The sequence below is a fragment of the Nannocystis pusilla genome (genome assembly GCF_026626665.1).
Taxonomy (GTDB): Bacteria; Myxococcota_A; Polyangia; order Nannocystales; family Nannocystaceae; genus Nannocystis; species Nannocystis pusilla.
Genome location: NZ_JAPNKE010000002.1, coordinates 11,871,228 through 11,888,237, shown reverse-complemented (window position 1 = coordinate 11,888,237; position 17,010 = coordinate 11,871,228). Strand labels below are relative to the sequence as shown.

General features: G+C 72.6%; 20 protein-coding genes and 1 pseudogene. 12 read left to right on the top strand and 9 right to left on the bottom strand.

The window, feature by feature from the left end; genetic code table 11:
• Nucleotides 1-51: 51 nt before the first annotated feature.
• Nucleotides 52-372: a hypothetical protein gene (locus OV079_RS52960; RefSeq protein WP_267778329.1), complete on the bottom strand. Its 321-nt coding sequence runs from the start codon at nucleotides 370-372 to the stop codon at nucleotides 52-54.
• A 585-nt stretch (nucleotides 373-957) separates the two neighbouring features.
• Here OV079_RS52960 and OV079_RS52955 point away from each other — a divergent pair.
• The gene (locus OV079_RS52955) at nucleotides 958-1,290 is read left to right on the top strand and encodes an ArsR/SmtB family transcription factor (protein ID WP_267778328.1); all 333 of its coding nucleotides are present in this window, start codon (nucleotides 958-960) and stop codon (nucleotides 1,288-1,290) included.
• Nucleotides 1,291-1,432: 142 nt separating this feature from the next.
• On the top strand, nucleotides 1,433-1,792 hold the full coding sequence (locus OV079_RS52950; protein ID WP_267778327.1) for an SRPBCC domain-containing protein: 360 nt from the start codon (nucleotides 1,433-1,435) through the stop codon (nucleotides 1,790-1,792).
• A 3-nt stretch (nucleotides 1,793-1,795) separates the two neighbouring features.
• Here the strand turns inward: OV079_RS52950 and OV079_RS52945 are convergent, their stop codons facing one another.
• The 3 genes from OV079_RS52945 to OV079_RS52935 all read right to left on the bottom strand — a co-directional run bounded on the left by OV079_RS52945 (nucleotide 1,796) and on the right by OV079_RS52935 (nucleotide 4,687).
• Entirely contained in the window at nucleotides 1,796-1,918 is a 123-nt protein-coding gene (locus OV079_RS52945) for a hypothetical protein (RefSeq protein WP_267778326.1), read from the bottom strand.
• Nucleotides 1,905-3,002 carry an SMP-30/gluconolactonase/LRE family protein gene (locus OV079_RS52940; protein WP_267778325.1) on the bottom strand — a complete coding sequence of 366 codons (1,098 nt, stop codon included), beginning with the start codon at nucleotides 3,000-3,002 and terminating at the stop codon, nucleotides 1,905-1,907. The genes OV079_RS52945 and OV079_RS52940 overlap by 14 nt, the downstream gene beginning before the upstream one ends.
• A gap of 233 nt (nucleotides 3,003-3,235) precedes the next feature.
• Nucleotides 3,236-4,687, bottom strand: coding sequence for an aldehyde dehydrogenase family protein (locus tag OV079_RS52935; protein WP_267778323.1), 1,452 nt, complete (start codon nucleotides 4,685-4,687; stop codon nucleotides 3,236-3,238).
• Between the two features lie 147 nt (nucleotides 4,688-4,834).
• Here OV079_RS52935 and OV079_RS52930 point away from each other — a divergent pair, with 147 nt between their 5' ends.
• Genes OV079_RS52930 through OV079_RS52920 form a run of 3 tightly spaced genes read left to right on the top strand, consistent with a single transcriptional unit; the run spans nucleotide 4,835 to nucleotide 6,224 of the window.
• On the top strand, nucleotides 4,835-5,518 hold the full coding sequence (locus OV079_RS52930) for an MAPEG family protein (RefSeq protein ID WP_267778321.1): 684 nt from the start codon (nucleotides 4,835-4,837) through the stop codon (nucleotides 5,516-5,518).
• On the top strand, nucleotides 5,470-5,685 hold the full coding sequence (locus tag OV079_RS52925; protein ID WP_267778319.1) for a hypothetical protein: 216 nt from the start codon (nucleotides 5,470-5,472) through the stop codon (nucleotides 5,683-5,685). The genes OV079_RS52930 and OV079_RS52925 overlap by 49 nt, the downstream gene beginning before the upstream one ends.
• Nucleotides 5,682-6,224 carry a hypothetical protein gene (locus tag OV079_RS52920; protein WP_267778317.1) on the top strand — a complete coding sequence of 181 codons (543 nt, stop codon included), beginning with the start codon at nucleotides 5,682-5,684 and terminating at the stop codon, nucleotides 6,222-6,224. The genes OV079_RS52925 and OV079_RS52920 overlap by 4 nt, the downstream gene beginning before the upstream one ends.
• Before the next feature lie 16 nt (nucleotides 6,225-6,240).
• On the opposite strand, the pseudogene OV079_RS52915 reads toward OV079_RS52920, so the two are convergent.
• From OV079_RS52915 to OV079_RS52905, 3 genes and pseudogenes are all read right to left on the bottom strand, one after another.
• Nucleotides 6,241-7,622, bottom strand: a pseudogene (locus OV079_RS52915) (DUF2403 domain-containing lipoprotein).
• Nucleotides 7,623-7,649: 27 nt separating this feature from the next.
• Nucleotides 7,650-8,054 (bottom strand): hypothetical protein, encoded by a 405-nt coding sequence (locus tag OV079_RS52910; protein WP_267778316.1) that lies wholly within the window; start codon nucleotides 8,052-8,054, stop codon nucleotides 7,650-7,652.
• 1,367 nt (nucleotides 8,055-9,421) lie between these two features.
• Nucleotides 9,422-10,369 carry a LysR family transcriptional regulator gene (locus OV079_RS52905; protein ID WP_267778315.1) on the bottom strand — a complete coding sequence of 316 codons (948 nt, stop codon included), beginning with the start codon at nucleotides 10,367-10,369 and terminating at the stop codon, nucleotides 9,422-9,424.
• 31 nt (nucleotides 10,370-10,400) lie between these two features.
• Here OV079_RS52905 and OV079_RS52900 point away from each other — a divergent pair, with 31 nt between their 5' ends.
• Entirely contained in the window at nucleotides 10,401-11,030 is a 630-nt protein-coding gene (locus tag OV079_RS52900) for a hypothetical protein (protein WP_267778313.1), read from the top strand.
• Between the two features lie 13 nt (nucleotides 11,031-11,043).
• Here OV079_RS52900 and OV079_RS52895 read toward each other — a convergent pair whose 3' ends face one another.
• Both OV079_RS52895 and OV079_RS52890 read right to left on the bottom strand, forming a co-directional pair.
• Nucleotides 11,044-12,024 carry a hypothetical protein gene (locus OV079_RS52895; protein ID WP_267778312.1) on the bottom strand — a complete coding sequence of 327 codons (981 nt, stop codon included), beginning with the start codon at nucleotides 12,022-12,024 and terminating at the stop codon, nucleotides 11,044-11,046.
• The gene (locus OV079_RS52890) at nucleotides 11,967-13,001 is read right to left on the bottom strand and encodes a hypothetical protein (protein ID WP_267778310.1); all 1,035 of its coding nucleotides are present in this window, start codon (nucleotides 12,999-13,001) and stop codon (nucleotides 11,967-11,969) included. The genes OV079_RS52895 and OV079_RS52890 overlap by 58 nt, the downstream gene beginning before the upstream one ends.
• A gap of 142 nt (nucleotides 13,002-13,143) precedes the next feature.
• On the opposite strand from OV079_RS52890, the gene OV079_RS52885 reads away from it, so the two are divergent.
• The 6 genes from OV079_RS52885 (at nucleotide 13,144) to OV079_RS52865 (ending at nucleotide 16,763) form a co-directional block, all read left to right on the top strand.
• Nucleotides 13,144-13,458 carry a hypothetical protein gene (locus OV079_RS52885; protein ID WP_267778308.1) on the top strand — a complete coding sequence of 105 codons (315 nt, stop codon included), beginning with the start codon at nucleotides 13,144-13,146 and terminating at the stop codon, nucleotides 13,456-13,458.
• Complete coding sequence (locus OV079_RS52880) at nucleotides 13,451-13,960, top strand: hypothetical protein (RefSeq protein ID WP_267778307.1); 510 nt, start codon at nucleotides 13,451-13,453, stop codon at nucleotides 13,958-13,960. The genes OV079_RS52885 and OV079_RS52880 overlap by 8 nt, the downstream gene beginning before the upstream one ends.
• Complete coding sequence (locus OV079_RS52875) at nucleotides 13,927-14,403, top strand: monooxygenase (protein ID WP_267778306.1); 477 nt, start codon at nucleotides 13,927-13,929, stop codon at nucleotides 14,401-14,403. The genes OV079_RS52880 and OV079_RS52875 overlap by 34 nt, the downstream gene beginning before the upstream one ends.
• A 153-nt stretch (nucleotides 14,404-14,556) precedes the next feature.
• Complete coding sequence (locus OV079_RS60435) at nucleotides 14,557-14,652, top strand: TetR family transcriptional regulator (protein ID WP_420829617.1); 96 nt, start codon at nucleotides 14,557-14,559, stop codon at nucleotides 14,650-14,652.
• Complete coding sequence (locus OV079_RS52870) at nucleotides 14,649-15,137, top strand: hypothetical protein (RefSeq protein ID WP_267778305.1); 489 nt, start codon at nucleotides 14,649-14,651, stop codon at nucleotides 15,135-15,137. The genes OV079_RS60435 and OV079_RS52870 overlap by 4 nt, the downstream gene beginning before the upstream one ends.
• 771 nt (nucleotides 15,138-15,908) lie before the next feature.
• A complete protein-coding gene (locus OV079_RS52865) occupies nucleotides 15,909-16,763 on the top strand; it encodes an STAS domain-containing protein (RefSeq protein WP_267778290.1) in 855 nt (284 codons plus the stop codon).
• Nucleotides 16,764-17,010 lie beyond the last annotated feature (247 nt).

The window sequence follows — 17,010 nt, the reverse complement described above, 5'->3', positions numbered from 1 at the left end:
GCCCGCCGCAATCGCTCGCTCGCGGCTCGAAGTGCCGAGCTCGGTCCGCGTTCACAGCGGCGACGGCGACGGCGACGGCGCCGGCGACGGCGGAGGCGGCTGCGGCGGCGGCATCGGGTTCGGCGGCGGCTTCGGCTGCGGCGACGGCGGCTTCGGCCCCGGGCTCGGCGGATTGGGGTTCGGATTGGGGTTCGGGTTCGGATTCGGCGGCGGCGTCGGGTTCGGCGTCGGCGACGGCGGAGCCGGAGACGGCTGCATCGTCGCGGCCGCGACCGCTGCGGCGGCCTCGGGCACCGCGATGGTCATCAGCGCCAGCGCGGCGACCGTCGCCGAAGCGGACTTGAGAATGCGAGTCATGATGCGCTCTTTCATGATCTCAACCGTAGTCGCCTCGCGGGACCCGTCCAGCGGAGCCGGGGCCATTGCTCCACTCCCTTCATTCCATTAGGGCGCGCGACTCTCGCCGGCTCGGGTCGGCCAGCGAGGCCAGGCGTGGCCCGCTGCGACGATTGCGGCGCAGCGACGAAGACGTGGCCGCACCGGTCGCCTCGATCACGCGCGTCCGCCTCGCCGCGACCTCGCCCGCGCGTCGCTTCACCCGTACCGCCGCGCCGCCTGCGCGACTCATTGCGTACTGCGATTCGCCACCCGTCGATCGGGCGATGTGCCGGGCGTCCGCGCGAATCGTATTGCCGCACCGGCGAGCGAGCCCGACTCGCCGTCAGCGTCCCACCCAGGCGAGCCCGCTCGTCATGCTCCAATCCTGTTTTAAAGACATGTCCATTTCAACATGTCTCATCAAACATCCCTCGCCCGTCCTCCCCTGTCTCCCGATGAAGACGCCCGACCCACTCCGATCCTGCCCAAGAACAAGGTTCTAACCGACCTTATCTGCCGCTATATCAATACCAAAGTTTTCACTTGACCTTTCAGCCGCGCGATCCAATACTCAAGTCCATGCTTGACCTTGGCGCCGTCGACCGGGTTTTTCACGCGCTCGCCGATCCGTCTCGTCGCGCCATGGTCGAGCGGTTGAGCAGGGGGCCGGCTTCGGTGAAGGAGCTGGCCGCGCCGCTGGCGATGAGCCTCGCGGCGGTCGTGCAGCACGTGCAGGTGCTCGAGCAGAGCGGCGTCATCCGCACCGAGAAGGTCGGGCGGGTCCGCAGCTGTCGTCTCGACCCTGCCGGGCTGAACGTCGCCGAGCGGTGGATCGTGGAGCGCCGCGCCCTGTGGGAGCGCCGCCTCGATCGCCTGGGCGACCTCCTCGCCGAGCCCGAGACCGACGAATAGCGAGCGCACGACAAACAAACCACGGAGGAACAGCCATGCACACGGAGTCCGTCGTCCACAGCACCATCACCATCGAGCGCACCTACCCCGCCGCCGCCGAGCGCGTGTTCGCGGCCTGGGCCGACCCCAAGCGGAAGCGGCGGTGGTTCGCCGAGGGCGAGGGCTGGAGCGTCCTGCATCTGACCTGGACTTCCGCGAGGGCGGCCGCGAGACCGCGATCTTCCGCGACGACAAGAATGGCGCCGAGATCCGCAACGACGGCCATTACGAGGACATCGTCCCGGGCCGCCGGATCGTCGTCGCCTATACCATGAGCGTCGGCGGCAGGCGGATCAGCGCCTCCCTCGGCACCATCGAGCTGCGCCCGCAGGGCGACGGCACCCGGCTCCTCTACACCGAGCAGGGCGCCTTCTTCGACGGCGCCGACGGCCCGCAAATGCGCGAGCAGGGCTGGCGCGAGCTGCTCGATCGGCTCGCCGAGCAGCTTCAGGCCCCGCGCTGACGATCAGCGCAGCGACAATCGCAGCACTTGCACCGGGAACAGCCGCTCCGGCGGGAAGACCTGCCCGCCCTCGAAGCTGCGCAATTGCGAGTTGGCGATATAGACCAGCGAATCACCGTCCAGCACCCCGGTGGTGGGAATGAGGAAATCGGGGTGCCCGGCCTCGAGCACTCTTGCCTGGACGATGCTGCCGAGGTCCGGCGCCAGCTCGAGGCGCACGATCCGTCCCCCACCCGCGCCGTTGTCGACCCCGACCAGCGCGCCGCGGTGGAAGTACAGGCCGTCGAAGCCGTGGGTCGCTGCGCCGCGCGGGTGCGGCAGCGTGGAGCTCGCGGGTCGCCAGCGGGATCGCGGTCAGCCCGCGCACGAAGTCGGCCACGAACAGCACGCTCCCGTCGTCGGACAGGGCGATCCCGTTGGGGTAGCCGAATTCGCCGGCGGGGGCGACCGACTCGAACTGCGCGCCGGGCCCCGGTCGCAGCGTCAAGACCTCGCCGGCCTCGCTGTCGGTGACGTACAGCGCGCCGTCGGGCGCGATCACCAGATCGTTGAGCAGGTGCCGGCCCGCCGATTCACGCGGGTAGCGGGCCCGCGACTGCCCGGTCGACGGATCGATCTCGTGCAGCGCCGCCTTGCCGCGGTGCTCGGCCTCGACGTAGCCCTGCATCTCCGGCCCGGCCGCGCTGGCGACCCACAACGAATTGCGGCGCGCGTCGAACTTCATGCCCAGCGGGCTGTAGAGACCGTTCGTCGCGTCCGCCACCGCGAGGTGCGCGCCGCCCCCTTGCGATCGACGGCCACGACCTTGCGCTTGTAGATGCTGCCGACGAAGAAAGTGCCGGTCGTCGGGTCGTGGGCGATGCCCTCGGGGATCAGCGCGCGGTCTGCCAGCGTGAACGCGCGAGCGCTCTTCGGCGCCGGCAGCCGCGCGGGCGGCCGCGACCAGGCGCTCGAACTCGGGCCCGCCGAGCTTGGGAAAATCGTGCGCCTGCGGCACCAGCAGGCTGCCCGCCGCGTCGAGGCGGCGCAGCACCGCGAAGGCCTCCTCGCCGCGCCCCGCGGCCGCCAGCACCTGGGCGCGCAGATAGTCGATCGCCTGGTTGCTGCCGTCGATCGCCGCCGCCGCGTCGAGCGCAGCCAGCCCCGCCGCGTAGTCCTGGCGCCCGAGCGACCCCCCGAGCTTGCCGTACGCCCCGGCCAGCGCGCCCACCTCGGCCCCGACAACATCGCCGGCGCCGCCTCCCCCGTCGGCTCGGACGGCGCCCGCGGGGCGTGCAGGCGGTCAGGAGGGCGGCGAGGAGCAGCAATCGTCGCATCTTGCCGCGACCTTAGCCCAACCCGCCCCGCCCCACGACCACGATGCAGCGCGCGGGCCCGGCGCCGCTGCCCCCATTCGCGAGGACACCGGCACTCGCTCGCATCAGCGCTCTGCGACCGTCTCGCTCATTGCTTGTACCAGTCGTCGAACGGCGACAGCGCCCACAGCACCGTCTTCCACGTCGTGTACGTATCGACCGCCTGTGGTCCGCAGTCGCGGCCGAAGCCGGAGGACTTCACCCCGCCGAACGGCACCTCGACGGGGGTCGGGTTGTAGTTGTTGATCCACACGTAACCCGACTGCAGCTCCTGCGAGCAGCGGAGCGCCCGTTGCACGCTCGACGTCCACGCCCCGGCCGCCAGTCCGAACTCCGTCGCGTTCGCCAGCGCGATCGCCTCGTCGTCCTCGGTGAATTTCGTGACCGTCACCACCGGCCCGAAGATCTCCTCCTGGAACACGCGATGTTCCGGCTTCACGTCGGCCAGCACCGTCGGCAGGTACCAGTGCCCGCGCGTGAAGTGTCCCTCTGCCGGCGGCGGTCCGCCGCACAGCAGCGTCGCGCCTTCGAGGATCCCGACATCCACGTAGCCCGCGACCTTGCGCAGGTGCGCCGCCGAGATCAGCGCGCCCATCTGGCTGCGCTCGTCGAGCGGCGGCAGCACGCGGATCGCCTGCGCCCGCTCGACCAGGCGCGCCACGAAGCGCTCGTAGATCCCGGCCTGCACGAGCAAGCGGCTGCCCGCGTTGCAGTTCTCGCCCTGATTGTAAAAGATGCCGAACGCCGCGCCCGCGCTGGCGCGCTCGAGGTCTGCGTCGTCGAACACGATGTTGGGCGACTTGCCGCCGAGCTCGAGCTGCGTCGGTCGCAGCCGGTCCGCGCGCGCGTGCAGCACCTTGCGCCCGGTCACGGCCCCGCCGGTGAACGCCAGCACGTCGACATCCCGATGCTCCGCCAGCGGCGCGCCGGCCTCGGCCCCGGTGCCGCAGACCACGTTGAACACCCCCGGCGGCACCCCGGCCGCAAGCGCCAGCTCGGCCGCGGCCAGCATCGTCAGGCTGGTCAGCTCGCTGGGCTTGAGCACCACGCTGCAGCCGCTGCACAGCGCCGGCGCGAACTTCCACGCGCCCACGTACAGCGGGAAGTTCCACGGCGTGATCTGCCCGACCACCCCGGCCGGCTCGCGGATCACCGTCGCAAAGCTGTTACCCGGCACGCGCGTGGTCTGGCCGAACACTTGCGACGCCAGGCCCGCGTAGTACTCGAGGATCTCCGCCGTGCCGACGATGTCGGCGCGAGCCTCGGCGATCGGCTTGCCGCTGTCGCGCGTCTCGAGCCACGCGAGCGCCTCGGCCTCGTCGCGGATCGCCCGCGCGAACGCCCACAGCACTCGCCCGCGGTGCGCCGGATCGGCGCGCGACCACGTCCCGGCGGTGAAGCTGGCCCGCGCGGCCCGGACCGCGCGGTCGATGTCCTCCGGGCTGCCCGCGGGGATCTGCGCGAAGATCTCGCCGGTCGCGGGGTCCTCGACGGGCAGCGTCGCGCCGGTCGACGGCGACACCACGCGGCCGTCGATCACGTGGCCCTGGGTTGGAGGAAGCGGGCGGCACCGGCGGGGATCGTGGCAGTGTCCATGGCGGTCGGGGCCGCGAGTCTACCCGCGAAGGCGTCACCGCGCATGCGGGCCGCCGGCGGGCCCGCCTCGGGTGCTGCTACCCTCGCCGGCATGGTCTCCGAGACGCCCGTCTTCGCCGCCCTCCTGCTCCTCCTCGTCGCGCTGCTGGCCGTGAACACCTCCGTCACGCGCATGCGCCTGAAGATCCGGCTCGGCGACGGCGGCGACGAACGCATGACTCGCGCCATCCGCGCGCACGCCAACGCGTTCGAGCATGTGCTGCCATTCGTGCTCCTGCTGTTCTTCTATGAACAATCGAGCGCCTGCGCTGCCACCATTCGCTGGGCCGGCGGCCTGTTCCTGGCCGCGCGGCTCGGCCACGCGGTCGGCATGCTGCGCGGCCCGTTCGACCTCCTCCGCCTCAGCGCCACCCTCACCGCCCTGCTCGAGTGTGGGTCGCCCTGGCGCTGCTGCGCAACGTCCTGTGAGCGCCGGTGCGCCCTAACGTCGGTGCTTCCGGATCTACCCGGACGCGGCTACTGTATCCCGCATGTTCGGGCGCCTGCTTCGCTGGCTCCGTGGACCCTCCCGCCCGCCGCTCCGCCCGCCGCGACGCCCACCGCGACACCCGAGCCGGCGACCGAGAGCGACAGCCCCTATCGGCGACCTGCCCCCGAGCCGACTGCCACGAGCGTGACCGCCCCGGCGACCAGGGACTGGTGGACGGTGCACCTCATGCCGGCAGGGTGTTCGAGAAGATCGATGCGTTCGCGCTGCAATACGTCACGGGGCTGATCTACATCACCACCAACGACATCGTCCTCGTGCACGAAGGAATGCCGCATGTGCTCGAGCACCAGCGGTGCGAGCCGGCCGAGCCGGAGTGGTGGGGCCTACGACTCACGTCCTTCGCACCTCGTATGAATGGTGGCGGTCGCACGATCCGCACCGCCGCCTCGTGACGGTCCCGACCTACGAGGCCCCCCACCTGCCGCTGTCGCTGGAGGACCACGAGATCGTGACCCGCCCCTTCGAGTCGGCAGAGCCCACCGGGCGGCGCGTCGACCTCGCCCCCGCGCTGTTGCCCGAGCTCGCTCGGGTGCTGCGCGCCGGCGATCCGGACGCCCTGTCGGCGGTCCTCGCCCTGCTCGACCTGCTCGCGCGGTTCGACGGGCACCGCCGCGGCGAGATCGACATCGCGTCGACGCCGGCGGGGCGCCAGAGCAACCTGCGAATCGGCCTCGGCGCAGCCGGCGTCGACCTGCTCGGCGACCGCGTGGACGAGCCCACGCGCGCACGCGTCGCCGCCGCGCTCGCCCCCGGCATCACGGCCGACGGCACCCGCGTACACGCGCTCATCGACAAGCGCGAGGCGCTCAGCAGCAGCAGCGGCCACCTGGCGCGGCTGTGCCTCGCCTCCCTGGAGGTCTCGGCCAGCGGCTTCGTCTACGAGGACGAGCTGCTATGGATCGAGTTCGACCCCGGCATGGAATATTCATAGCGCCTCGCCACCGCCCTCACTGCGGCAGGCGCAAGTTCGAACCCGTCGACCACCGCGCGCGAGATCACGTTGGGAAGGGCCGGCACGATCGCCTGCGCCGCGGCGGGCACCTCGCTCGGATGAATCACCGCGACCTGCACCGTGCGCGAGTTCTCGTCCATCAGGAACAGATAATAGCGGTCGTCCTGGGCCGCCGCCACGCCGGCCCTGCGGCCATCGCCGGCGCGTCGGCGTCGATGACCGCGCCGTGGTCCATCGCCGTCAGGCTGTTCACGTCGACCAGGTCCGCGTCGGTCGGGATTGCTCGATCGCGCACGACGCGATCCCGCACGTCACTCCCCCGAGCGACCCCACCTGATACGAGCGGATGCCCGTGCTGATGATGTCGCGGTTGCCCCACTGCGGCCCGGACGCCTCCGCGATCACCTCGAACACGTTGATCTGGCCGCAGCCGTCGCCGAGCTGCCCGCCGTCGGTGTTGTTGAAGCAGTGGCACGGGTGGTAGCCCGACCAACCATCACGATTGAGCTCGGACGGTGACACGCCGATCCACGGCGCGTCCTGCTCTCGCTCGTCCTCGCCGTCGCCGATGCAGCTCAGCGGCTGCAGCGTCGGCTCGTCGGCGTACGGCATCGACGCCAGCAGCACGACCAGCTTCGAGCCGGGCCACCCGTAGTAGTCGAGCGCCGACCCGGGGCAGTACGGATCGCTCCCGGGGCCGCACGGGAACGGCCGCTCCTGCATCGCATAATACGCGCAGTTGTTGCCGAGGTCCCCGACGAACGCCGGCGCCCCGTTCGGGCCCGAGAGATGGAGGTTGTACGATTGCTCCGGCGCGCGCCGGTCCCAGAACGAGCGGATCGCCCACGGCCCGTCGCCCGCGCCGAGCGGCTGATACACCGCCAGCGCCTTCACCCGCAGCGGCCCCTCGATCACGAGGTGGAGCTGCTCGTTGAACGGCGTCAGCCGATCCGACGTGACCTCGTGCCGGGTGCGGCAGCGAACTCCTCGCCCCACCCAGAAATCGATGACCTCCGACTGCACGTCGCAGCGCGGATCGTCGGGTTCGGCCTCGATCCGGCGGCCCCACCAGCCGGGCGCGCCGATGTTGGTAAACGTCAACGTCCCGCCGCGCGTCGGCTCGCCGTCGTTGTCCGGCTCCACCGGCGGATGCGGCGGCGCGTGCGGCTCGTCGAGGTCGTCCCAATCGCCGGTGTTCGGCTCGCCCGCCGACGTCGGCTCGCCCGCCGACGTCGAACTCCTGGCCGCCGACGTCGGCTCGCCCGCCGACGTCGAACCCCCGGCCGCCGTCGAGCCGCCCGCGGACGACTGCTCCGGGTTCGATCCGCACGCCGCAGCGAGCGCCAGCAGGCCCACGGCATGAACAAGATTCTTCATGGCAGCCTCGCTTCGCCCGTCGTCGGCTCAGATGTCCTCGATGATGGCGAACACGTGATCGCCGCGGTCCTGGAACACCGGGCCGTTGACGATGAAGCGGCCGTTCTTGTCGTTGAGCGAATGCACCTCCGGGCCCTCGCCCGTGGGGATCCACTCCTGATTGGCCTGTTGCTCGTACGACAGCGTCCCGAGCAGCTCCGTCTTGTCCTCCTGCCCGAGGTAGCGGTAGAGCGTGATCTTGTACAGCTGCTCGCGCGTCGGGATGTCGCCCATCTCCGTCCTGGCCGCGCGCAGCTCCGGCCACGTGAAGCCCTCCGCGTGGGCGAAGTTGTAGCCGGCCCGATCGCAGCCGCCCGAGTACGGCTTGTGGAAGTTGCCGGGCGAGTTGAGCCCCGGCGCGCCGTCGTCCTCCCAGATCGCCACCTCCTCCATCGGCCGGCCCTTGTGCCCCCAGTACTTGTGCCCCGGCGCGCCGGCCGAGGCGTACCGGGCAGGAAGGTCTCCGACGGGTAGTAGGATTCGTTGCCGGGGAACTGCGTGCGCGTCGTCGGCACCGGCGCGCTCGCCAGGTTGATCGTCACGCACGCGTGATAATCGTCCCAGCCGTCGTCATGGTTGGCGACCGTCGCCCGCTCCGGCTTCGGCACGTAGACCCGGCCCTCGGGATCGACGTAAGGCCGAAGTGAGCTCCCAGCCCTGCCCGTGGCGCGGCCACTCGAACCCCTGCGAGTCGGGCGCCTCGGGATCAGGAAGAACATTTTATAGGCATCGCCCTCGGGGTGGACGACCCACGTCGGCCGGAAGCCGGTGAAGTTGATCGGGTCGTTGGGCAGCGGATCCTGGTTGTACGTCGAATAGCCGTATTCGTAGCCCGCGTTCACGTGGTAGACGAACGGCCGCATCCCGCCGTTTTCCGCGATCTTCTCCGCCGGGTCGTCGTTTTCGCCGATCGCCCAGCCCTTGTTCTTCGCCCCCGGCATCCACGCGACCTCGTCGGTCACGCCCTTGAGGTACGGGACCTCGAAGTCGCTGTCGACGATGTAGTGGGTCTCGGTCTCCTCGACCGGGAAGTCCTTGCCGCACTGGACCGCCGACAGCGTGTAGGTCCACGGCATCGCCGTGATGATCGGGTACGGCTTGCCCTCGAAGGTCGTGTCGGCCAGGTGCTTCACGCGGTAGACGTCCGAGAACGGGGTGCTGTCGTCGACGCCTTCGCCCACGCAGTCGTCGGGCGGCGGCTCGGGCCCGTCGGAGTCCCCGCTCCCCTGGGAGCCTGCGGAGCCGGTGGGCCATCGGGCCCTTCGGAGCCTTCGCTGCCGCTGACCCCGTCCGTGCCGGCGGAGCCTTCGCTGCTCCCGGCCCCGTCGGTGACCTCGCCACTCTTCGCACTCCCGCACGCGAGCAACCCCACCGACAATCCAAGGACCCCGACCTTCATGTTCATCGCCGGATGCTATCGCACGCCGAAGCGCGGCGGAAGGGCGGAAAGCGAGCACTCCGAGATGGCCCGTGAAGCGCGTGTGTTCAGGAGACCGAAGTGTGGACTTTGACGGTGAGAGGTCGTTCGGCACCAGTCGCGGTTCGGCACCACGCGCGTGTCGGCGGCGATTCAGCCCCGCGTCGCCGGACGCATCGTGGGCCGCGGCCTCCAGGACGTCTGCGTCGATCCGCCACTGCATGCGCGCGCAGTTCGGGCCGTCCCCGCCGACACGCTCGGCCATCACCCGAGCGCGTCGTCCGGAGTCGCGAGGACTCGCTATCATTGAACTCCAGTCAATGTTCGCACGCAGGGCGAGCGCTCATCGCTTGCGCTGCGGCTTCGCGGGGAACAGCGCCGCCACCCGCTCGCGCAGCCACCTGTGGGCCACGTCGTCCTGGCGCGACGCCGAGAACAGCGCCCCGAAGCGGACCTCGGGCAGCTCGAGCGGCGGCGGGAACGTCACCACCGGCGCGTGGCGGGCGTACTCGAGGGCCAGGCTGCGCGGGGCCGTCACCATCACCTCGGTGCGAGCCGCGATCGCCAGCGCCGTCTGGAAGCACGGCGTGCGCAGCACCACCCGGCGCGCGCGGCCGAGGCTCGCCAGCCGGTTGTCGACCACCCCGCCCGGCAGCGCGCGCGGGGCCACCAGCACGTGGCGGGCCGCCAGGTAGCGCTCGAGCGTCAGCCGCCCCGGCGCGTGTTCGGCCGCGATCGCCACCACGAACGGATCGCGGAACAGCGGGCGCAGCATCAGCCCGCCGCGCTCGGCGAACGAGGCCCCGAGCGCCAGGTCGGCCTCGCCGCGCTGGATCACGTCCTCGACCGCGTCACCGACCACCATCGTCACCAGATCGACCCCCAGGGCCTCGCTCGCCAGCGCCGCCAGCAGTTGCGGCAGCACCACCAGCTCGGCGTAGTCGGCGGCGATGATGCGGAAGCTGGCCTTGAGCGCCGCCGGCTCGAACGCCGCCCCGGCCTGGAACACCCGCCCCACCGCCGCCAGCGCCTCGGCCAGCGGCACGCGCAGTCCCAGCACGCGCTCGGTCGGCGCCAGCTTGCGGCCGACGCGGACGAACAGCGGGTCGCCGAGCGCCTCACGGAGCCGCCGCAGCGCGTGGCTGACCGCGCTCTGCGTCAGCCCGAGCTCGCGCGCGGCCCGGACCGTGCTGTGCGTGCGCAGCAGGACGTCGAGCACGCGCAGGTGGCCCAGATCGATCCCCGACGTATGAATGACGTTCATGGCTGACATGACGACGATGAGCTTCATGATGCCATGCTCCGGGCGCACAGTCGCGGGCATGACGACCGCCAAGCTGCTCGCGCCCGCCCTGCTCACCGCCGCCTTCGCCCTCGCCTGCGCCCACGGGTGCGACGGCGGCGACGACCTCGACAACCCCGAGGCCACCCCCGACATCGCCGGGCGGTACGTCAGCGACTGTCTGCCGAGCCCGCAGGCCGACGGCTCGACGCAGTACCTGCGGCTCGACTTCGACCTCGACGACGCCGCGTGGAAGCTCGACTACGTCACCCACGCCGACGACGCCTGCGCCACCAAGCTGGTCACCGTCCACATCGAGGGCCCCTACGAGCTCGAGCGGCCGTCGACCGCCGTGGAGGGCGCGTGGGAGGCCCGCTTCGGCTTCACCACCAAGACGATCCGCCCCGAGGTCGACGGCCTGCGCGACTACCTCAATCCGCTCGACGGCTGCGGCGCCGCCGACTTCGCCACCGGCGTCGCCCAGGACGTGCTGGGGACCGGCTGCGCCGGCTTCGGCCAGTACCCCGGTTCCGACTGCCCGGCCGACTACGACCTCGTCAAGCGCGACGGCGACGACCTGTTCTTCGGCGCCCGCCCGGCCGACAACAACATGTGCACCGCCGCCAAGCGCCCCGCCGCGCTCAGCCCCGTCGCCAACCACCGCCGCTGATCGCCGAGGTCGATCACCTCGGTGGATACAGCCGCGGCAGCTTGCGCGCCCGCTTCACCCCCTGCGCGTGCGCGGCGAGGTCCGCGCGCGGCGCAGGCCGAGCGGCTTCGCCTCGTCGAACGTCGACGCGGTGTTGAGCCGCGCCGCTCGGACTCGTCGACGTCGCCCACTCCGACCAGCGTGCCGTGGCGACACAGCGCCGCGTTGAGCGCGTCGGCCCGCGGCCGCGAGCGGCCCTCGGGGCCCAGCAGCATCGCCCGCAGCGGCTGCAGATCGAAGCGCGCCAAGAGCCGCGGCTCGGGGTCGAGCGCGACGTGCCACAGCTCCGCCTCGCCCGCGAGCAGCACCTCGCTCCGCTGGCGTCGAACGCCGCCGCCGAGATCGCGAACGGCACCCGGAACAGCATCGTCGTCGCCTCGACCACCCCGCCGTCCTGGACCCGCCGCCACGCGTCGCGGGCCTCGCACAGCACCAGCGCCTCCAGCCCGGTCTCGGCCCAGGCGGTGTCGTCGAGCCGGTCCGACTCGTCCTCCGTCGCGTCGCGCAGCTGTCCTTCGGGCCACATCGCCGGCACGTGCTGGCTGTACAGGTCGAGCGGCAGCTGCAGCTCGCCGTCGAAGCGGTACACCGCCCCGTCGCCGTGCTTGTCGCGCGCCGCCAGGTAGCGCGCGCCAGCGTGACCCGCAGCTCGACCGGGTAGTCGCCGAGCGCGTCGAGCCGGTGCCGCCGCCCCGTCGCCGTCTCGATCCGAACGACGCCTCCTGCAGCTCCTCGAACACGAACGGCACGCAGGCCGGCAGCGCCCCGAGCACCAGCGCCCGCGCGCCAGCTCGTAGCAGGCGAACTGCCAGCCGGCGGCGTACAGCACATTGCCTTCGAGACATGTCATGAGGGACAGCCCCGCGCTCGGCCACCAGCGCGGCAGCGCCCCGGTCTTCAGGTCGACCTCGAAGCTCGCCGTCGATGTCGCCAGCACCGCCCGGTCGGCGGCCACGAACGCCAGCCCGCGCGGCGTCGCCGCTGGGCGTGCGTCTCGGGCACCGGCCACACCGGCGCCTCGTTCGGCCCGCGTGCGGCCGCGGGCAGCTCCCGGTCGCAGGTCGGCGCCGGCGCCTCGCTCGCGTCCCACGCCGCCAGCACCGCCTGCAGCGCGCGCTGGACCACGAGGGTGTCGTGGTGCTCGATGATCGGCGGCGCGTGGAGCTCGATGAGCCGCCCCAGCCGCACCGCCGCGCGCAGCAGCTCCGCCAGGGACCCGCTGCGCGCCCCGGCCACCAGCACCCCGCCCGGGCGCCGCTCGAGCGGCCGCTCCACCACCGGCGGCACCGGCACGCGCCCCACCAGCAGCCGCGCCGCCGCCTCGGGCCCCACTCTGGCCGCGAGCGCCGCCGCGAGCGCCGCCGGCCCGGTGTTCGCGTAGGCCTCGTCCTGCCACGACTCGTCGTCGCGCTCGACGACCTCGGCGTCGATGCCCAGCGCCGCGTACACCTCGACCAGGCGGTCCGCGTACCCCGGATCGCACGCGGCCTCGAGCCGGCGCAGCTCCCGGTCGGGCGGGTCCGGCGGCCAGGCGTGCAGCCACGTGTCCAGCCCCGAGTCGACGCCCGGGTGCCCGGGGGGCGTCCGCACCCGCCCCTCCGCGTCGAGCCACGCCGTCATCGCGGCCACCGCTCGCACCTCGACCTCGCGCAGCCCGAGCGCCGCGGCGATCGCCGGCACGAGCCCCGGATGCACCACCGCCACCGGCAACTCGATCACGCCCCACGCCGCCGGATCGCGGGCCTCGATCGGCCCGAAGAACGGCTCCGACCATAGGCCCGCGCGAGCCGTCCGCATGCCCGGCAAGAACGGCACCGGCCCCGGATGGACGACGCGCGCGCGCGGTTCGTCGGCCGCGGCCAGTCGGTCCTGCGCGCCCAGGATCGCCGCCGCGTCGGCGGTGAAGAAGCCGGCCAGCGGATCGGATCGCACTCCGCCTTGTACCTCGAGCGCCCGCCCCGAACGAGGGCCCCGCCGCCCCGCCGGCGCGCGACCGCTCGCGCGTCGATCTTTATTGTCAACTTGATAATTAAATTTCACACTGGGCCCATGCCCCGATCTCCCATCCCCCTTCATGGCCAGCGCCCTGCTCGCCTGCGGCGCCCCCGACGGCGGCCTCGACACCACCACCACCGGCGACTCGGACACCGGCGCCGCCGACCCTGCCGAGCCGCCGGTCAGCTACACCCGGCACGTGGCGCCGATCCTGGCGCGTCACTGCGTCGCCTGCCACAAGCCGGGCAGCATCGCCCCGTTCGTGCTCGACGATTACGCCGCCGCGGCGCCGTTCTCCGCGGCGATCGTCGCCGCCACCGCGGCGCGCGAGATGCCGCCGTTCTCGGCCGACAACAGCGGCGCCTGCGGCGCTTCCGCGACGCCCAGTGGCTGAGCGACGAGGACTCGCCACCCTCGCGGCCTGGCACGAGGCCGGGGCGCCCGAAGGGCCGGAGGCGCCGGCGCCCGAGCCCGCGCCGCTGCCCGGGCTCACCGGCGAGCTGTTGACCGTGGCCATGGCCGAGCCCTACGTCCCCGACGCCGCTCAGCCCGACGATTACCGCTGCTTCGTCGTCGAGGGCGCCCCGGCCGACGGCCCCGAGCGGTTCGTCACCGGCTTCGCGGTCCGGCCCGGCAACGCCGCGGTCGTCCACCACGTCATCGTCTACGCGCCCAAGGGCGAGGATGCCCAGGCGCAGGTGCAGGCGCTCGACGACGCCGAACCCGGGCCCGGCTACACCTGCTTCGGCACCGCCCAGGTGCCGGCCGCCGTGGCCGCGGCCTGGGCCCCGGCGGCGGCGCCACGCACTACCCGCCGGGCACCGGCATCCGCCTCAAGCCGGGCGCGCCGCTGGTGCTGCAGATGCACTACAACACCCTCGCGGGCGGCGACCTGACCGACCGCAGCGAGGTCGACCTCGAGGTCGTCGAGGGCGGCGTCAAGGCGGCCCGCTTCGTCGGCCTCGTCGACCTGCTGCTCGAGCTGCCGCCCGGCCAGGCCGAGGCGCACGCGGGCCTCGACGTCGAGCTCGGCCAGGCCGGCAAGCTCACCGGCCCCGTCGACCTCCTGGGCCTGTTCCCGCACATGCACACGCTCGGCCGCACCCTCGAGCTGGACCGCGCCGGCCCCTCGGGCGCCGGCTGCCTGGTCCGCGTGCCGCGCTGGGACTTCCACTGGCAGCGCCTCTACTTCTACGACCAGCCGATCCGCCTCGACCCGGCCGACCTCCTGACCCTCCGCTGCAGCTACGACACCCGCACCCGCGACACGGTCACCCGCTGGGGCGAGGGCACGCAGGACGAGATGTGCGTCGCCGGCCTGCTGGTGGTCGATCCGTGAGCGCGTCGGCTTTATTGTCAAATTGATAACAAAGCCCGCGACGGTTGACAGCGGCCCGGTCCGGCGGCCTGGTCTCGCCGTGGCCCGCGACCGCCCTGTCCCGCCTCGCGCGCCTCGCCGCCGCCGCGCCCGGAGGAGGCCCGCGAGGAGCTCCTGGTCGCCGCCGACCGCCTGCTGGCCGCGCGCGGGCCCGAGGACGTGGGGCTCGCCGACGTCGCCCGCGAGGTCGGCGTCACCACGGCCTCGTGACCCACTACTTCGGCACCTACGCCGGCCTGGTCCGCGAGGTGTTCGTCCGCCGCAACCGCCTCGCGGCCGCGACCATCCTCGAGCAGATCGACGCGGCCCGCGAGTCCGGCGACGTGCAGGCGCTCCAGCGCTTCGCCGTCGCCTACGTCACCGACCCCCACCGCGTGCGCCTGTTCCTGTGGCTGCGCCTGCACGACGCCGACCGCCCGCGCGGGGCCGGCGAGGGCGGGGCTGCTGCGCGCGCTGGTCGACGTGCTGGCCCACGAGCGCCCGCCCTGGCCGGCGCCGGCGCGCCGGTGCCGGAGCGCGCGACGATCGAGCTGCTGGTGCTGCTCACCCTGTCTGCCGGCCACGGCTGGGCCATCGGCAAGGAGACCTGGCTCCGCGGCCTCGGCCTGACGCCCGGCCCGGAGATCGACGCCACGTTCCAGCAGCTCCTCCTCGACGCCCTGGCCCTGGTCGCCCGCGCCCGCGCGCCCGGGTGACCCGCGAGCGACGCCCGCGGCGGCCCGACGGCGACGCTCGCACATGTCCCGAAGGACATTGATCATACCGAGCCGGCACCTGCCGCAGCGTAACCCCCGGCTCGTCGACCAACGGACTCGACCGGCACGAGAGCCGCCGACCCGTCATCCCTCGCGCTTTCCATGCGAGCCGAATCACGACGCCTCCGCGGTGTCCGGGCCGGACAGGGTGCAAAACGAAAGCCCCGCGAGCTCTCGCCTCGCGGCGCTGGTGCAGGAGGACGACCTCGAGTTCGCGCGGAACGATCGCTCGCGCCGCACCAGCGGGCCGCGGCGGCGATGCAGCGAAGCACCGGCGAGCATCGGCGCACGAAGGGCGTGAGCCGCCCGAGCTCGCCGCCGTGCTCCACCCGAGTCCGCAGCGCGTTGGGCGCCGCCACGCATCCTACGACCTCGGCAAGTCTGCGGGGATATGCCAGGGTTCCGCGGCCGCGCATGGACCTCGACGCAACCCCTGCACCCCCGACGACCTGGCCGTCCTCGACCGGCTGCGCACGCCGATGTGGATCGTCGACCTGCCGCACGCCTGGAGGTGGTGGTGCAACCGCGCCGGGCTGGCGATGTGGAACGCGCCCTCGCTGCCCGAGTGGATCGGGCGCAACACCCTGCATCCCCGTCGGCCGCCACGCTCACCCGCATGGAGACCTTGCTCCGCCGGTTCGAGCGCGGCGAGGTCGCGACCGAGCGCTGGACCTTCTACCCGACCGGCGCGCCCGCCCCGGTGGTGGCCGAGTGCCGCGCCTCGGGGTTTGGATCGCCGAGCGCCGCGGCGAGCCCGGTCGGCTGGCCATGCTCGTCGAGGCGCGGCCGCTCAGCGCCGAGGAGATCCACACCACCGAGCGCCGCGGCTACGAGGCCCTGCGCCACATCGGCGAGCTCGTGTCTTATTACGCCGACAGCGGCGAGGCCCTGCTGCGCAACCCGGCGGCGATCCGCGCTCTCGGTGACCCCGTCGCGCCCGAGGAGACTCGAGATCAGCTGCTCGCCAGCTTCGTCGATCCGGCGCAGGTCGCCGAGCTGCGCGCCTGCATCGCCGGCAACGCCGTCTACCGCGCCGACGCCCGCGTCCGCACCACCGCCGGCGAGCACTGGTACGACACCGAGGCCCGCGGCGTCCTCGATCCGGTCACCGGCAGGCCGGGCGTGCTCGTCACCCAGCGCGACATCACCGAGCGCCGCTCCCACGTCGAGGAGCTCGAGCGCAGCCGCGAGCTGTTGGCCGCCCAGGCCGACGAGCTGCGCAACCTCGCGGCCCCGGTGATCCGCGTCGGCGCCGGCGTCCTCGCGCTGCCGCTGATCGGCAAGCTCGACCGCGACCGCATCGAGGTCGCAGTCGCCGCGCTGCTGGAGCGCACCACGGGCCAGCGGGTGTCTCGCGTCGTCCTCGACCTCACCGGCGCCGCCGACATCGACGACGCGGCCGCCGAAGGCCTGCTCCGGATCCTCCGCGTCCTCCGCCTCCAGGGCGTGGCGTCGGCCCTCAGCGGGATCCACCCCCGGCTCGTGCACGCGATCCTCGCCGCCGGCCTCGAACTCCGCGGCGTGCCGTGCTTCCAGACCCTCGAGGACGCGCTGCGCGCCGCTTGATCGGCGTTCATATGTCCCAAGGACAGACCACCGATTTGCCCGCGCGAGGCCGACGCGACCGGTGCTCGCGCTGCCAGGCGCAAGTGCGCCGCGCCATCGCTCTACTGCCAGCATCTTACCCTCGTCGGTCCACCCGAAGGGTCGGCGTATTATCCGCGACGCGGTCTGAACCACGCGGAGTGGAGACGAATCGAAGACACGCTCGAAGACGACGCCCCTCCTGCTTTTCGTGTGCGCTGTCGGCTGC

What these genes read in the sequence shown, in the direction of transcription:
- OV079_RS52960 (WP_267778329.1), bottom strand. Translation starts at nt 372, where the DNA reads ATGAAAGAGCGCATCATGACTCGCATTCTCAAGTCCGCTTCGGCGACG.
- OV079_RS52955 (WP_267778328.1), top strand. Translation starts at nt 958, where the DNA reads ATGCTTGACCTTGGCGCCGTCGACCGGGTTTTTCACGCGCTCGCCGAT.
- OV079_RS52930 (WP_267778321.1), top strand. Translation starts at nt 4,835, where the DNA reads ATGGTCTCCGAGACGCCCGTCTTCGCCGCCCTCCTGCTCCTCCTCGTC.
- OV079_RS52910 (WP_267778316.1), bottom strand. Translation starts at nt 8,054, where the DNA reads ATGGAGGAGGTGGCGATCTGGGAGGACGACGGCGCGCCGGGGCTCAAC.
- OV079_RS52905 (WP_267778315.1), bottom strand. Translation starts at nt 10,369, where the DNA reads ATGAAGCTCATCGTCGTCATGTCAGCCATGAACGTCATTCATACGTCG.
- OV079_RS52900 (WP_267778313.1), top strand. Translation starts at nt 10,401, where the DNA reads ATGACGACCGCCAAGCTGCTCGCGCCCGCCCTGCTCACCGCCGCCTTC.
- OV079_RS52885 (WP_267778308.1), top strand. Translation starts at nt 13,144, where the DNA reads ATGGCCAGCGCCCTGCTCGCCTGCGGCGCCCCCGACGGCGGCCTCGAC.
- OV079_RS52875 (WP_267778306.1), top strand. Translation starts at nt 13,927, where the DNA reads ATGCACTACAACACCCTCGCGGGCGGCGACCTGACCGACCGCAGCGAG.